General features: G+C 65.3%; 16 protein-coding genes. 12 read left to right on the plus strand and 4 right to left on the minus strand.

The genetic code is table 11. From position 1 onward, the window contains the following. Positions 1 to 100: 100 nt before the first annotated feature. The 7 genes from QX128_RS01345 (at position 101) to QX128_RS01375 (ending at position 6,185) form a co-directional block, all read left to right on the plus strand. Complete coding sequence (locus QX128_RS01345; protein ID WP_315799988.1) at positions 101 to 1,036, plus strand: sugar ABC transporter permease; 936 nt, start codon at positions 101 to 103, stop codon at positions 1,034 to 1,036. Beyond that, entirely contained in the window at positions 1,036 to 1,947 is a 912-nt protein-coding gene (locus tag QX128_RS01350) for a carbohydrate ABC transporter permease (protein ID WP_316178769.1), read from the plus strand. Before QX128_RS01345 ends, QX128_RS01350 begins: the two co-directional genes overlap by 1 nt. A gap of 19 nt (positions 1,948 to 1,966) precedes the next feature. Beyond that, complete coding sequence (locus QX128_RS01355) at positions 1,967 to 3,067, plus strand: sn-glycerol-3-phosphate ABC transporter ATP-binding protein UgpC (RefSeq protein ID WP_315799990.1); 1,101 nt, start codon at positions 1,967 to 1,969, stop codon at positions 3,065 to 3,067. 29 nt (positions 3,068 to 3,096) lie between these two features. Beyond that, positions 3,097 to 4,095 (plus strand): hydroxyacid dehydrogenase, encoded by a 999-nt coding sequence (locus QX128_RS01360; protein ID WP_316236493.1) that lies wholly within the window; start codon positions 3,097 to 3,099, stop codon positions 4,093 to 4,095. Between the two features lie 244 nt (positions 4,096 to 4,339). Beyond that, the gene (locus tag QX128_RS01365) at positions 4,340 to 4,750 is read left to right on the plus strand and encodes a hypothetical protein (RefSeq protein ID WP_316178771.1); all 411 of its coding nucleotides are present in this window, start codon (positions 4,340 to 4,342) and stop codon (positions 4,748 to 4,750) included. Between the two features lie 178 nt (positions 4,751 to 4,928). Further along, positions 4,929 to 5,720, plus strand: a complete 792-nt coding sequence (locus tag QX128_RS01370) for a transporter substrate-binding domain-containing protein (RefSeq protein ID WP_316236494.1) — start codon at positions 4,929 to 4,931, stop codon at positions 5,718 to 5,720. Positions 5,721 to 5,792: 72 nt separating this feature from the next. After that, positions 5,793 to 6,185, plus strand: coding sequence for a hypothetical protein (locus QX128_RS01375; protein WP_316236704.1), 393 nt, complete (start codon positions 5,793 to 5,795; stop codon positions 6,183 to 6,185). 823 nt (positions 6,186 to 7,008) lie between these two features. Here the strand turns inward: QX128_RS01375 and QX128_RS01380 are convergent. Then, the gene (locus tag QX128_RS01380; RefSeq protein WP_316236495.1) at positions 7,009 to 8,028 is read right to left on the minus strand and encodes a 1-aminocyclopropane-1-carboxylate deaminase; all 1,020 of its coding nucleotides are present in this window, start codon (positions 8,026 to 8,028) and stop codon (positions 7,009 to 7,011) included. Positions 8,029 to 8,175: 147 nt separating this feature from the next. Between QX128_RS01380 and QX128_RS01385 the strand changes: the two genes are divergently transcribed. Then, positions 8,176 to 8,652: an Lrp/AsnC family transcriptional regulator gene (locus tag QX128_RS01385; protein ID WP_315799995.1), complete on the plus strand. Its 477-nt coding sequence runs from the start codon at positions 8,176 to 8,178 to the stop codon at positions 8,650 to 8,652. 91 nt (positions 8,653 to 8,743) lie between these two features. Next, on the plus strand, positions 8,744 to 9,622 hold the full coding sequence (locus QX128_RS01390) for a DUF2147 domain-containing protein (RefSeq protein WP_316236496.1): 879 nt from the start codon (positions 8,744 to 8,746) through the stop codon (positions 9,620 to 9,622). A gap of 77 nt (positions 9,623 to 9,699) precedes the next feature. Here QX128_RS01390 and QX128_RS01395 read toward each other — a convergent pair whose 3' ends face one another. Continuing rightward, positions 9,700 to 10,107, minus strand: a complete 408-nt coding sequence (locus QX128_RS01395) for a cupin domain-containing protein (protein ID WP_008965351.1) — start codon at positions 10,105 to 10,107, stop codon at positions 9,700 to 9,702. A gap of 54 nt (positions 10,108 to 10,161) precedes the next feature. After that, complete coding sequence (locus QX128_RS01400; RefSeq protein ID WP_006613956.1) at positions 10,162 to 10,860, minus strand: ribonuclease activity regulator RraA; 699 nt, start codon at positions 10,858 to 10,860, stop codon at positions 10,162 to 10,164. A 247-nt stretch (positions 10,861 to 11,107) separates the two neighbouring features. Between QX128_RS01400 and pxpB the strand changes: the two genes are divergently transcribed. Genes pxpB through QX128_RS01415 form a run of 3 tightly spaced genes read left to right on the plus strand, consistent with a single transcriptional unit; the run spans position 11,108 to position 13,688 of the window. Beyond that, a complete protein-coding gene (gene pxpB, locus QX128_RS01405; protein WP_315799998.1) occupies positions 11,108 to 11,839 on the plus strand; it encodes a 5-oxoprolinase subunit PxpB in 732 nt (243 codons plus the stop codon). Further along, positions 11,836 to 12,870 (plus strand): biotin-dependent carboxyltransferase family protein, encoded by a 1,035-nt coding sequence (locus QX128_RS01410; RefSeq protein WP_315799999.1) that lies wholly within the window; start codon positions 11,836 to 11,838, stop codon positions 12,868 to 12,870. Before pxpB ends, QX128_RS01410 begins: the two co-directional genes overlap by 4 nt. Before the next feature lie 50 nt (positions 12,871 to 12,920). Next, a complete protein-coding gene (locus QX128_RS01415) occupies positions 12,921 to 13,688 on the plus strand; it encodes a 5-oxoprolinase subunit PxpA (RefSeq protein WP_315800000.1) in 768 nt (255 codons plus the stop codon). 6 nt (positions 13,689 to 13,694) lie between these two features. Here the strand turns inward: QX128_RS01415 and QX128_RS01420 are convergent, their stop codons facing one another. Continuing rightward, positions 13,695 to 13,844: a hypothetical protein gene (locus QX128_RS01420; protein ID WP_315711980.1), complete on the minus strand. Its 150-nt coding sequence runs from the start codon at positions 13,842 to 13,844 to the stop codon at positions 13,695 to 13,697. Positions 13,845 to 13,958: the final 114 nt, after the last annotated feature.

A 13,958-nucleotide genomic window follows, 5' to 3' on the forward strand; every position in this document is an offset into this window, starting at 1 on the left:
GTCCGCCTCGGCAGGCGGGCCGCCCCCTTTCACCTCGTCAGTGTTTCCCATCCAGTGAGGACCCCGCCTTCGCAGGGGACATCACGAGGAGCCCTTTCTCATGGTTGATGCCGCCATCGGTGAAAACGCCGTCGCCCGCCCCCGCGCGGCCCGTCGCAATGGTCTGCACAGGGCGCTGAAGCGGAAATCGACCGCCGCTTTCCTGATGACGCTGCCGCTGATCCTGCTGATCGTGCTCCTGGTCGTCTATCCCGCCCTGTATTCGGTGCATCTGGCGACCCTGAACAAGTCGATGCAGCGCTTCGTCGGCTTCGGCAATTTCGAGTTCCTGTTCAAGCGCGACACGTTCTGGCTGGTCGTCAAGCAATCCTGCATCTTCGCGATCACCGCCGTCGTCTTCAAGGCGCTGATCGGCTTCATCGTCGCGCATTTCGTCCACAACATCCCGGCCAAGGGCCAGCGCAAATGGCGCGGCATGCTGCTGGTGCCCTGGGTGATTCCGCCAGCGATGAGCACGCTGGCCTGGCTGTGGCTGTTCGACCCGTCCTACAGCGCCTTCAACTATACGCTGTCGTTCTTCGGCATCGGCCCGATCCCGTGGACCGGTGATGCCGCCTGGGCGCGGTTCTCGGTGATCCTGGTCAACGTCTGGTACGGCGCACCGTTCTTCATGATCATGTACCTGGCCTCGCTGAAATCCGTCCCGGACCAGCTCTATGAGGCCGCGGCGATCGACGGCGCCAATTGGTGGCAGCGGATCTGGTACGTGACCCTGCCGATGATGCGCAACATCATCGCCATCACGACGCTGTTCTCGCTGATCGTGACGTTCGCCAACTTCGACATCGTCCGCATCCTCACCGCCGGCGGCCCGCTCGACAAGACGCACATCTTCGCGACCTGGGCGTTCCGCGTCGGCATCGAGGGCAGCGACATTCCGCTCGGCGCCAGCGTCTCGCTGTTCATGGTGCCGATCCTCGCGGTCGCCGCCATCTTCATCCTGCGCGACGTCAACAAGCGGGGGAACGAGTCCTGATGAGCACGATGACCGTCGACAAGGCCGGCCCGACCCGCACCGTCAAATACGGCTCGATGAGCCGCGACCGCGCCTGGGCGCTGCGCTGGTCGTATTTCTTCCTGACGCTGTTCGCGATCTTCTCGCTGGTGCCGCCGCTCTACATGCTGATCACCTCGCTGAAGGGCAGCGCGGAGATCTCGGCGGCGACCAACCCGTGGTGGGTGTTCCACCCGACGCTCGAGAACTATGTCGGGCTGCTCACCTCGAACCAGTTCCTGCGCTTCTTCTTCAACTCCGCCATGGTCTCGATCATCGTCGTGATCATCACGATGCTGATCAGCATTCCGGCCGCGTTCGCACTGTCGCGGATGAAGTTCTGGGGCTCGGCGACGCTGGCGACCGGCGTGTTCCTGACCTACCTGATCCCGGACAGCCTGCTGTTCATTCCGCTGTTCAAGATGTTCGCGCTGGTCGGCGACGTCACCGGCATCCAGTTGATCAATCGCTGGTACGTGCTGCTGTTCATCTATCCGACGCTCACCGTGCCGTTCTGCACCTGGATCATGATCGGCTATTTCGCCTCGATCCCCAAGGAGCTCGACGAGGCCGCCATCATCGACGGCGCCTCCTGGCTGCAGACCTTGACGCGGATCTTCATTCCCGTCGCCCTGCCCGGCCTGATCGCGGCGACGATTTTCGCCTTCACCGTCTCCTGGGCGCAGTTCCTGTATCCGCTGGTGTTCACGACCTCGACCGACCAGCTGGTGCTGCCGGTCGGCATCGTCACCACCCTGATCAAGGGCGACGTCTTCAACTGGGGACAGATCATGACCGGGGCGCTGCTGGGCGCGGCGCCGCCGCTGATCATCTACGCGTTCCTGATGGACTACTACATTGCCGGGCTCACGGCCGGCGCGACCAAGGGCTGAGGACGGGAGTTGATCTGACATGGCTGAAGTGAGCTTGCGCAAGGTCGTGAAACGCTACGATGACGTCGAGGCCGTCCGTGGCATCGATCTCGACATCGCCGATCACGAGTTCGTCGTGCTGGTCGGCCCGTCCGGCTGCGGCAAGTCGACGACATTGCGGATGATCGCAGGGCTCGAGGACATCTCCGACGGCGACATCACGATCGGCGGCGACGTCGTCAACGACGTGCCGCCGAAGGACCGCGACATCGCCATGGTGTTCCAGAACTACGCGCTCTATCCGCACATGACGGTGGCCGAGAACATGTCGTTCGGGCTGCGGCTGAAGCACTATCCGAAGGCCGAGATCAAGAGCCGCGTGGCGGAGGCCGCGCGCATGCTGGATATCGCCGACCTCATCGACCGCAAGCCCAAGCAGCTCTCCGGCGGCCAGCGCCAGCGCGTCGCGATGGGCCGCGCGATCGTGCGCAATCCCAAGGTGTTCCTGTTCGACGAGCCGCTGTCGAACCTCGACGCCAAGCTGCGCGTGCAGATGCGCATCGAGATCAAGAAGGTGCACCAGAAGGTCCGCACCACGACCGTCTACGTCACCCACGACCAGGTCGAGGCGATGACCCTGGCCGATCGTGTCGTGGTCATGAACAAGGGCCGCATCGAGCAGATCGGCACGCCGAACGAGCTGTACCACAATCCGGCGACACGCTTCGTCGCCGGCTTCATCGGCTCGCCCGCGATGAACTTCGTGCCGTGCCGGCTCGAGGAGGCCAATGGCCGGCTCCACATCCGCCTCACCGATCGGATCGCCTTTCCGCTGCCGCCCGCGCGCGCCGCGCGCTATCAGTCCGTGTCACGGAATGAGCCGCTGCTGCTCGGCATCCGGCCGGAGCACATCACCGAGACCAAGCCGCATGCGGAGCCTGGGATCGAGCCGTTCGAGGCGCTGCTCGACGTCACCGAGCCGATGGGCATGGAGACGCTGGTCTACTTCACCCTCAACGAGACGCCGGTCTGCGGGCGAGTCAACCCCAATGCCGGCGCGCGGGATGGCAGCCCTCTGCGCATGGCAATGGACCTCAACAACATGCACCTGCTAAACGAGGCGACCGGGCTCGTGATCTGACGAGCACCAGGACGATTCAAGGGCAGGACATGACCACCAGGACGGCAACCAACAAGAACAAGATCCTCGTCACGGAATCCTTCTCGGCCAAGGGACGCGCGCTGCTCGCAGCGCGCGACGACGTCGAGATGATCGAGTTCCCCAACATGATCTCGGCTGCGGATTTCTCCGTGCTGCTCGCCTCCCATGCCCCGGTGCATGGTGTGGCTCTCGGTGCGACGCGCTTCGGCGAGCCGGAGCTCGTCGCTGCCGGCGACATGAAGGTCGTGACCAGGATCGGCGTCGGCTTCGATGCGGTCGACGTGCCGGCGCTGAGCCGCCACAAGGTGCCCTTGATGGTCGCGGGCACCGCGAATTCGCCGTCGGTCGCCGAGCAGGCGCTGTTCATGATGCTGACCTTGGCCAAGCGCGCCAACGAGATGCATGCCATGGTCAAGGACGGCACCTGGGGCTCGCGGCTCGGCGTGCTGCCGTTCGATCTCTACGGCAAGACCGTGCTGATCATCGGCTTCGGCCGCATCGGCACCCGCACCGCCAAGCGCTGCCTGGCGATGGAGATGCAGGTCCTGGTCTACGATCCCTACAAGCCCGCCGCCGACATCACCGCCGCTGGCTGCGAGCCGGTAACCGACCTCGACGCCGCGCTGCCGCGCGCCGACTTCGTCAGCATCCATTGCCCGAAGACGCCCGAGACCATCGGCCTGTTCAATGCCGCGCGTCTGCGGCTGATGAAGCCGACCGCCTATTTGATCAACACCGCGCGCGGCGGCCTGATCGACGAGGCCGCGCTGTACGACGCGCTGGCGTCCGGCCGCCTCGCCGGCGCCGGCCTCGACGTGTTCGAGCAGGAGCCGCCGCCGGTCGGCCACGCGCTGCATATGCTGCCCAACGTGATCATGGCCCCGCACGTCGCCGGCGTCACCCGCGAGGCGGTCGACCGCATGAGCGAGCAGACCGCGCGCAACATCCTCAGTGTGCTCGACGGCGAGCCGATTCGGCAGAACGTGATCAATCAGGACGTGCTCTGAATCGCGGGCTGGCGCCGTCTCGCGCTGATACCTGTGCTCAGTGCTCGAATGATCATGGCCGGGCTCCATCCCGGCCATTCACGTTTGGAGACGAGCCGGCTGAGTCGAACGCCGTCCTGCGGGGATCTTCATCCACCGCTTTGTCGCCCAAATTTGAACGCAATGTTGCATCTCGCCCAGACTTCGCTACAACTGCAGCTATTGGCGTCGGCGTTTGCGCGCGTCAGTAGGAACAGAGGCGATCATGAGTGTTGCGACGGAGCACGCGCTCGCAACGATAGCGAGCATCCTCGACAAGCCGGAATCTGCGAAGCGTGACGACCGGGCGAGCGCGCCTGTTCCCAACTCTCCAGCCAGAAAGGCCACGGGTACGGTGGTCTCATTCGATCAGGCCGACGGCTACACCAAGATCGGTCCCGGCCCGATCTCTGCGATCCGCTTCCGCTGGACCGCGCGGCGCGGCGAGGACGGCTACTATGTCGATGAGACCGTCGGGCCGACCTCGATCGCCGTCAGCAGCGGCCCGATGACGGCCGAAGCCGCCATCGACATGGTCGACACCCGTGCGCGCGAGGCGGCAGAGCGCTTCGAGGCACTGAAGAACGAGATGACCGGCAAGGGTGCGTTTGCTCCGGTCGAACCCGGCCGGACCTAGCGCTCGGTGGCCGCGCATCGTTGAATGATGCGCGGCATTGCCTGGTGGACCAGGAGGCTCGACCGCTGGCGGCGGCCGTGAGCCGATCCGAACGATGCGACCGCCGCCTGCCCCTCGTCCCGCGACACCGCTTCCTGTAAGAAGACCCTCGTCCCACTCAAGCCGAGGTGTCGCAATCATGGGGTTTTTCGATCGTCCGCTGTCCGTCCTGACCGGGCTCGTCCTCGTCTGCAGCCTTGCCGTGCCGGCGGCCGCGGACCAGGCCTCGCGGCTCGACGAGATCGTGCAGCGCGGTAGCTTGCGGGTCGGCATGACCGGCGACTACAAGCCCTTCACCTATCTCGACAAGGCGACCGGCAAATTCTCCGGCTTCGACGTCGACATGGCCGAGTCGCTCGGCAAGGCCCTCGGCGTCAATGTCGAGTTCGTGCCGACGAGCTGGCCGCAGCTCATGAAGGATTTCGAGGCCGACAAGTTCGACGTCGCCATGGGCGGCGTGTCGATCACGCTCGACCGCCAGAAGAAGGGCTACTTCTCGACGCCGATCATGCGCGAGGGCAAGACCCCGATCGCCCGTTGCAGCGACGCGTCGAAGTACCAGACGCTCTCCGACATCGACAAGCCCGGCACACGGGTCGTCGTCAACCCCGGCGGCACCAACGAGCGCTTCGCCCGCGCCAACATCAAGTCCGCCGACATCCGCGTCCACCCCGACAACACCACGATCTTCGAGGAGATCGCCAAGGGCGACGCCGATTTGATGATGACCGACGCCTCCGAGACGCGCTACCAGCAAAAGCTGCATCCCGGCGTGCTCTGCGCCGTGCACCCGGAGAAGCCGTTCGACTTCTCGGAGAAAGCCTACTGGCTGCAGCGCGACGTGGCGCTGAAGGCGTTCGTGGACCAATGGCTGCACATCTCGACGGAGAACGGCAGCTACCAGGCGATCTACAAGAATTGGTTCGAGTAACATGTCCGCGGTCTTCCGTCGGGCAATGATGTCCGGATGATCTTCTGGCCCGCCAGCAAAGGACGACATGCGATGAAGTGTCTTCGGATCTACGCAACGCCCGACGGCGAGTCCCGCTTCGGTGAAGTGGATATCCCGACGGCGGCAGCTGTGACCGTCGCCCCCGGCGCCAAGCCGTTTCAAGTTTCCAAGCGCTATATCGCCTCGAGCGTCGAGTTTACGCAGATCCCCGCCGGTATGCGTCAGGTTGACTGGCACACCGTTCCGGCGCGGGTGTTGGCCGTCAGACTGAGTGGGGCGGTCGAATACGAGACAAGCGACGGCGAGGTGCGGCGCGTCTCCGCAGGCGAGTTCGTGCTGGTGGAGGACACGCACGGAAAGGGCCATCTGTCGCGTCATTCCGCGGACGCGCAAACCGTCCTGTGGATCAGGCTGCCTGATGGCCTCGATTTGCCGAGTGCATAGTCCCTGGAAGTCGCTGCCGTCTGCCGGCACCTGAGGAGAACCCGCAAGGATGCTTGGAAGAGGTGCGCAAAAAACAAATTGTTCCTCCGCGATTTCAATAGGAAGACCTTTGTCCAGTCCCCCTCGCGAAAATATTTTTCTTTCGTTTTTCCGAATCACATGATTGACTGCCCACATCCCGCCTCATCGAAGAGGGGCGTTGCGCGCGATCGTCACGACACGCGAGGTGGGGAGGCGACGGCCGCGAGATGCCGAAAGCGTGCTTGCACGCGGACGAACGGCAGCTTGCGGACGTGAAGTCGCAGGGTCCTGATACCCCGACGCTGGTATCAAGCCGCGAAGGTGCTCAAGGCGCCGCGTGGTGATGGTGGCCAACAAGCCCGGCGCACCAGGGAGACTGCGTATAAGCGTTAAGACCGTCGCGCAGGGAATGCCGGTTGATCGGCAGCACCTGTGGTACCTGCCGCCTGCATTTTTTACGCAGGCGGGCCATGGGTGAGGCCCTCACCCGGCATTCCCTGCGCCCTCTTCTATTCGAGAGGGGCACGACTGATGGAATCACTCGGACGTCATGCGTCGCGAGACAGCAAGGTCATGCTCTAGAGTGTTAGGTGCGGATCGCTCGGGCGACACAAACGGTGTCGTCCCGGCCTCGAGCCGGGACCCATACTCACAGGCCGTCGTTTGTGGCAGGTGCGAAGGTGCAGGCCTGCAGAACAGTCCCGCTGGTGGCTATGGGTCCCGGCTCAAGGCCGGGACGACAGTGGAGCGTGTTGTGAAAGCTCGGCTCATAACCGCGCAGCGAACGGAGTTCAAACAGGCCTCAGCCGTTGCGATACGTGTAGCTGTAGCCGTTGATCGCCGGCGCGCCGCCGAGATGGGCGTAGAGCACCTTCGATCCCTCAGGGAAGTAGCCCTTCTTGACGAGGTCGATCATGCCCTGCATCGACTTGCCCTCGTAGACGGGGTCCGTGATCATCGCCTCGGTGCGGGCGGCGAGGCGAATGGCCTCGTTGGTCTCGGCGCTCGGCACGCCATAGGCCGGATAGGCGTAGTCGTTGATGATGACGATCTCGTCGTCGCGCACCTTGCGGCCGAGCTCGACGAGCTCGGCGGTGTTGTCGACGATCTGACGCACCTGGGTGCGGGTCTGCTCCGGCGTGCCGGAGGCGTCGATGCCGATCACGCGGTCGGCGCGGCCATCGGCGGCGAAGCCGACGATCATGCCGGCCTGGGTCGAGCCGGTGACGACGCAGACGATGATGTAGTCGAACTTGACGCCCATCTCGGCTTCCTGCGCCCTCACCTCTTCCGCGAAGCCGACATAGCCGAGGCCGCCGAATTTGTGCACGGAAGCACCGGCCGGAATGCCGTAGGGCTTGCCGCCGGCGTCCTTCACCGACTGGATCGCGTTCTCCCAGCTCTTGCGGATGCCGATGTCGAAGCCGTCCTCGACGATGCGGCTGTCGGCGCCCATCAGGCGCGTCATCAGGATGTTGCCGACGCGGTCATAGACGGCGTCCTCGTGCGGCACCCAGCTCTCCTGGACGACGACGCACTTCATGCCGATCTTGGCCGCGGTCGCCGCCACCATGCGGGTGTGGTTGGACTGCACGCCGCCGATCGAGACCAGGGTGTCGGCATTGGACTCGATCGCGTCGGGCACGATGTATTCGAGCTTGCGCAGCTTGTTGCCGCCCATGGCGAGACCGGAATTGCAGTCGTCGCGCTTGGCGTAGATCTGCACCTTGCCGCCGAGCGCCGCCGTCAGCCGCGGCAGATGCTCGATCGGGGTGGCACCGAAGGTGAGCGGATATTTTTTGAATTTGTCGAGCCGAAGCACGGGGCCTCTCCGTGGGTGAATGAGATCGGTCGTCCCCAACATACGAAAAAGCCTGAGAAAGGTGCTCTCTTTATTGGCGCAGAATTTCATGCTTACGTTGGCACTTGGCTCGTTGAGCGATGGGTTTTCCCAAAACTTGTGTGTCATATGAAAGAAACTTCCGAAACCGATCTCGACCGCGTCGACCGACGCATCCTGCAACTGCTGCAGAAGGACGGCCGGATGAGCAATGCCGAGCTTGCCGCCACCGTTCACGTCAGTCCGGCCACCTGCCATCGCCGCACCCAGCGCCTGTTCGAGGAGGGCTACATCCGGAGCGTGCGCGCGCAGATCGCGCCGGAGAAGGTCGAGCGCAGCGCACTGGTGCTGGTCGGCGTCGTGCTCGACCGCTCGACGCCGGAGAGCTTTCGCACTTTCGAGGCCGCGATCCGCAAGCTGAAATTCGTGCTCGATTGCCATCTCGTCGCCGGCGATTTCGACTTCTTCCTCAAGATCCGCGTTCGCGATATGCAGGATTTCAACCGCATGCATGGTGACCAGTTGATCTCGCTGCCCGGCGTGCGGCAGACCCGCACCTTCTTCGTGATGAAGGAGGTGGTCGACAATGCGCCGCTGGATTTCTGAGCGGAGGGCGCGTTGAACCAGGGCTGCCGCAGCGGCGACTTAATTGCGCGTGAGCTCGCTCACATCAGCAACCGACATCGTGGAGATCCTGATGAAGAGGCTGTTGGCCGTTGCTGCCGTGGTTCTGGCCAGCAGTGCCGCCGAGGCGCAATACGTCATCGAGTACGGCGGCAAGACGATCCGCATCGATCCCGACCGCGGCACCGTGCAGATCCCCGGCGTCTACGACAATACCGAGCAGAAGAAGTCCAAGCGCACCAAGCGCGATCCGGATCAGGCGGCCAGGCCGCCGGCCGCGGCGGATAAGCCGGCTCCGGCGCCCACCGAGGCGGCGGTCACCCCGGCCCCGCAACCGCCTGCTCCCGCCGTCGCGGCCCCTGCTCCAGTTCCCGCCGCGCCTGCTCCGACGGCAGCCGCACCGGTGAGCCCACCGGCCGCTCCTGCTCCCGTTCAGGCGGCCGCGCCACCGGCGCCGCTGCCGCCACCTCCGGCGGCCCCAGCCGCCAACGCTACGGCACCGGTTGCGCCTCCGGCCGCTGCAACGGCCGCTGCGGCCCCCACGACGGCCGCCGCGCCGCCGCCACCGCGTCCAGCCCAGACGCCTGCCGTGACCACCGCAGCCGCTCCGCCCGCTGCGGCGCAGACCGCCGGTCGCGATCCCAACTCGCCGGTCGGCATCTGGCTGACGGAGGAGAAGGAGGGCCAGATCCGCATCGAGCCCTGCGGCGCCAATCTCTGCGGCTACGCCGTGGATGCGAAGACCAAGCAGAACGGCGAGCAGATCCTGATCAACATGCGGCCGAGCGACAAGGCCCTGGAGAAGAAGTGGACCGGCCGCATCTTCGATCCGAACAGCGGCAGCACCTACGATTCGACCATCGCGCTGAAGGGGGCGGACAATCTGCGCGTGCAGGGCTGCGCCTTCGGCGGCATGTTCTGCGGCGGCCAGACCTGGACGCGGGTGAACTGAGCCCGGCGCGCGACGCGCCTCCAAAAGCAAAGCGCGCGGCCCTGCGACCGCGCGCTCTTGGTCTTGCTAGTCCCGCATCAGCCGACCGGCGTCGCATATTCCTCGTCGGTGACGTGCTCCATCCACGTCACGTGCTCACCGTTGAGCGATTCATGCATCGCGACGTGGACCATGCCGGTGGTCGGCGCGGCGCCATGCCAGTGCTTCTCGCCCGGCGGAATCCACACGACGTCGCCGGCCTTGATCTCGCGCACCGGCCCGCCCTTGGCCTGCACCCGACCGACGCCCTGAATCACGTAGAGCGTCTGTCCGAGCGGATGGGTGTGCCAAGCGGTGCGCGCGCCGGGCTCGAACGCCACGCGCGCCGAGGCGACGCGGGCCGGCGCCTGCGGCGTGATGATCGGGTCCTGCCACACCGTGCCGGTGAAACTTTCGGCCGCCGCGCGGCGCGTGGGGCGCGAGCCCGCGAGATAAACATCCACCATGGTTCTGCCTTTCCTGAGTCCTTGCAGTCGATCGATCGCCGCGTCGGCCGCGACCTACTTCTTCGACGCCGCGTAGCGCGCCTTGGTCTCGGCATTCATCGGATAGAGGCCCGGCAGCACCGCGCCCTTGTTCACCTCGTCGACGATCCAGGCTTCCATGCGCTCCTGCTCCGGGCCTTCGGCGAGCACGTGATCGAGCATCGCCTGCGGGATCAGCACCGCGCCATCTTGGTCGGCGACGATGACGTCGTTCGGAAACACCGCAACGCCGCCGCAGCCGATCGCCTCGCCCCAGCCGACGAAGGTGAGCCCCGCGACCGACGGCGGCGCGGCGTAGCCATCGCACCACACCGGCAGGCCGGTGCCCATCACGCCTTCGAGGTCGCGCACGACACCATCGGTGATCAGCGCGGTGACGCCGCGCTTGACCATGCGGGCGCACAGGATGTCGCCGAAGATGCCGGCGTCCTTGACGCCCATCGCATCGACCACGGCGATGCAGCCTTCGGGCATCGCCTCGATCGCGGTGCGGGTCGAGATCGGCGACGACCAGGATTCCGGCGTCGCCAGATCCTCGCGCGCCGGCACGAAGCGCAGCGTGAAGGCGGGACCGACCAGCCGCTTCTGTCCCGGGCGCAGCGGCTTGGCGCCGCGCAGCCAGACATTGCGCAACCCCTTCTTCAGCAGGACCGTCGTGATGGTCGCCGTAGTGACCTGGGAGAGGGTAGCGATGGCTTCGGGAGTGAGGGACATTGTGAGACTGGCGCTCCAAACAGGCTGGTGGAAAAAGCAGGCGCATCTTGCGAGCGACGAAGGCCGCGTCAAGGGCATGCTCAGTGCGCCCAGCGCATGCGGGGCCTGCAGCGGCCCGATAAGGTCTTCTTATCGCGGGGCATCCGATTAATTTATTGAATTTTCGAGACTTTTTGTCTCCAGCGCAATTCCACTGGCGATCGAAAGCAGCTAGATGAGGAACAGCAACACGGATCTTTTCGGACAGATGGCCGACTCTTTTCCACCTCCTCGCCTGCTGCCCAGCGGCGACAGCGCGGTCACCGTCGAGTTCAGCCGGACCATCGACGAGACCGCCAATCGCCGCGTGCTTGCGCTCGACCATGCGGTGGCAGCGGCCGGGATCGAGGGCATCACCGAGACGGTGCCGACCTATCGCTCGCTGCTGGTGCACTACGATGCAGGTGTGATCGACCACGACACGCTTGGGGCAAAGCTGTTGGCGCTGTCGGCCGGGTCGCTTGCGCCGGACAGCGAGGTCAGGCGCTGGCGGGTTCCAGTCTGCTATGGCGGAGAGAATGGCATCGACCTCGAGGATGTCGCGAAGGCGTTGGGCCTGACGCCGGACGAGGTCGTCGCCCGCCATGTCGCCGGCATCTATCGCGTCGCGATGATCGGCTTCACGCCGGGCTGGTCCTATTTGTCCGGTCTCGATCCGACGCTGCAGATGTCGCGCCGCCAGAATCCGCGGCTCTCGACACCGGCAGGCATCATCGCGATCGGCGGCATCCAGACCGGCATCCAGTGCCTTGCCGGCCCCTGCGGCTGGCACCTGCTCGGGCGCACCGCGATGCGGACGTTTCAACTGCACCGCGACCCGACCTTCCTGCTCGAGCCCGGCGACGAGGTCAGCTTCTACGCCGTCGACGTGAAGACCTTCGCAGAGCAGGAGCGCGCCGCGGAGGGCGGCGAGCTCATCGCAGAGCGGATCGCCGCATGAGCACGCTCGTCGTCTCACAGATCGGTCCGGCAAGCTCGGTCCAGGATGGTGGGCGTTTCGGCGCTCAGCGCTACGGACTGACGCCATCCGGCGCGATGGACAAGCTGGCGCTGGCCGCAGCCAACAGCCTCGTCGGCAATGTGCCGATGGCGGCTGCGATCGAGATCGGCCCGTTCGGCGCGACGTTCGCGGCGAAGGGCGGCGCGGTGCGCGTGGCGCTCGCCGGCGCGCAGCGGCCGGCGGACGTCGCCAAGCGGCCGATCGAGATCAACACGTCGGTGACACTGAACGACGAAGAGCAGCTCACGCTCGGCTTTGCGCGCGGCGGCTCGTTCACTTATCTGGCCATCGAAGGCGGCATCGCCGGCGAGCCGATGTTCAACAGTCTCTCGGTGAATGCGCGCGCCGGGCTCGGCAGCCCCTACCCGCGGCCGCTCCAGGCCGGCGACAGGTTCGAGGTCACCCCCGCCAGCGACGCGCCGGAACTGCGGATTGATGTGCCGAGAATGAGCGGCGTGATCCGCGTCGTGATGGGGCCGCAGGACGATGAGTTCAGCGACGAGATGAAAGCGCTGTTCCTCGGCAGCGACTGGATGGTGTCAGCAACCAGCGACCGCATGGGCTATCGCCTCGAAGGACCGCCGATCCGCCATCTCCATGGCCACAACATCGTCTCCGACGGCACCGTGGACGGCAGCATCCAGGTGCCTGGCAACGGTTCGCCGATCGTGCTGATGTCCGATCGCGGCACCAGCGGCGGCTATCCGAAGATCGCGACCGTCATCACGGCGGATTTCGGCCGCCTGGCGCAGACGCCCGCCGGCACGCCATTCCGCTTCAAGGCCGTGAGCATCGCCGAGGCGCAGGCCGAACTGCGCCGCTACAAGGATCTGCTGCGCAGCCTGCCCGGCCGCGTCACCGAGCTCGCCAACAGCGATTTCAATGTCGATGCGCTGTTCACGGCCAATGTCGCCGGTCATGCGGTCAGCGCAACCGACGCCACCACCTGGCCCGGAGCGACTCCCGATTGATTTGAGCACATCTCACGCTGTTTCGGACCCATCAACGAGCGGACCCTGACATGACCAGCACCGTCGACCTGAACTGCGACCTCGGAGAGAGCTTTGGCCCGTGGGAAATGGGCAACGATGCCGCCATGATCGAGCTGGCGACGTCGGTGAACGTCGCCTGCGGTTTTCATGCCGGCGATGCCGACATCATGCGCCGCACGGTCGAGATGGCGAAGGCCAAAGGCGTCAGCGTCGGTGCGCATCCCGGCTATCGCGATCTGCATGGTTTCGGCCGGCGTCCGGTACCCGGATTGAAATCATCGGAGATCGAAAACCTCGTCGCCTATCAGATCGGCGCGCTGCAGGCGATCGCCACCGCGGCCGGCCACAAGGTCACGCATGTGAAGGCCCACGGCGCGCTGTCCAACGTCGCCTGCGAGGACGACATGACGGCAAACGCGATCGCCAAGGCGATCAAGGCCGTCGATCCCAGCCTGATCTTTGTCGTGCTCGCCAACTCAAAGCTGGTGACCGCGGGCGAGAAGGCCAATCTGTCGATGGCGCACGAGGTGTTCGCCGATCGCGCCTATGGCGACGACGGGCTTCTGGTGTCGCGCAGCAAGCCCGGCGCCGTGCTGCACGATCCCAAGGTCATCGCCGATCGCGTCGTGCGCATGGTTCAGGATGGCGCGGTGATCTCGGTGACGGGCAAGGTGATGAAGATGCGCACCGACACCGTCTGCATTCACGGCGATACCGCTGGCGCGGTCGAGATTGCGCGGGAGGTCCGCAAGGCGCTCGACGCGGCCGGCATCACGGTCGCGCCGTTCAAGAGGTGAGGAGGATCAGAACGGGTGCGTGAAGGATGTGCCCAGGGTGATCGCGGCAATCAGCGCCATCGCGCTGTAGAAGGCAACCAACGCGACAGTTGCGCCGCGCTCGCGAATGGCGCGGGCCTGGGGCATCTGTCGCAGGGGCGTCGATATCGTCCGCATGGCCGGTCTCCTGAAGTTCCGGCCATGAGAAAAGCGTTCTCGCGGGCCGGCGCAAGGCAACCGGCGAAATAACGACAAGCCCCCTGCTTCGGGTCCCGCTGGAACCAAAAAATT

This window comes from Bradyrhizobium sp. SZCCHNR1015 (genome assembly GCF_032489875.1).
Taxonomy (GTDB): domain Bacteria; phylum Pseudomonadota; class Alphaproteobacteria; order Rhizobiales; family Xanthobacteraceae; genus Bradyrhizobium.

Coding starts and splice junctions, on each gene's coding strand:
- QX128_RS01355 (WP_315799990.1), top strand. CDS start 1,967: ATGGCTGAAGTGAGCTTGCGCAAGGTCGTGAAACGCTACGATGACGTC.
- QX128_RS01350 (WP_316178769.1), top strand. CDS start 1,036: ATGAGCACGATGACCGTCGACAAGGCCGGCCCGACCCGCACCGTCAAA.
- QX128_RS01370 (WP_316236494.1), top strand. CDS start 4,929: ATGGGGTTTTTCGATCGTCCGCTGTCCGTCCTGACCGGGCTCGTCCTC.
- QX128_RS01345 (WP_315799988.1), top strand. CDS start 101: ATGGTTGATGCCGCCATCGGTGAAAACGCCGTCGCCCGCCCCCGCGCG.
- QX128_RS01375 (WP_316236704.1), top strand. CDS start 5,793: ATGAAGTGTCTTCGGATCTACGCAACGCCCGACGGCGAGTCCCGCTTC.
- QX128_RS01365 (WP_316178771.1), top strand. CDS start 4,340: ATGAGTGTTGCGACGGAGCACGCGCTCGCAACGATAGCGAGCATCCTC.
- QX128_RS01420 (WP_315711980.1), bottom strand. CDS start 13,844: ATGCGGACGATATCGACGCCCCTGCGACAGATGCCCCAGGCCCGCGCC.
- QX128_RS01400 (WP_006613956.1), bottom strand. CDS start 10,860: ATGTCCCTCACTCCCGAAGCCATCGCTACCCTCTCCCAGGTCACTACG.
- QX128_RS01390 (WP_316236496.1), top strand. CDS start 8,744: ATGAAGAGGCTGTTGGCCGTTGCTGCCGTGGTTCTGGCCAGCAGTGCC.
- QX128_RS01385 (WP_315799995.1), top strand. CDS start 8,176: ATGAAAGAAACTTCCGAAACCGATCTCGACCGCGTCGACCGACGCATC.
- QX128_RS01360 (WP_316236493.1), top strand. CDS start 3,097: ATGACCACCAGGACGGCAACCAACAAGAACAAGATCCTCGTCACGGAA.
- pxpB (WP_315799998.1), top strand. CDS start 11,108: ATGGCCGACTCTTTTCCACCTCCTCGCCTGCTGCCCAGCGGCGACAGC.
- QX128_RS01395 (WP_008965351.1), bottom strand. CDS start 10,107: ATGGTGGATGTTTATCTCGCGGGCTCGCGCCCCACGCGCCGCGCGGCG.
- QX128_RS01415 (WP_315800000.1), top strand. CDS start 12,921: ATGACCAGCACCGTCGACCTGAACTGCGACCTCGGAGAGAGCTTTGGC.
- QX128_RS01410 (WP_315799999.1), top strand. CDS start 11,836: ATGAGCACGCTCGTCGTCTCACAGATCGGTCCGGCAAGCTCGGTCCAG.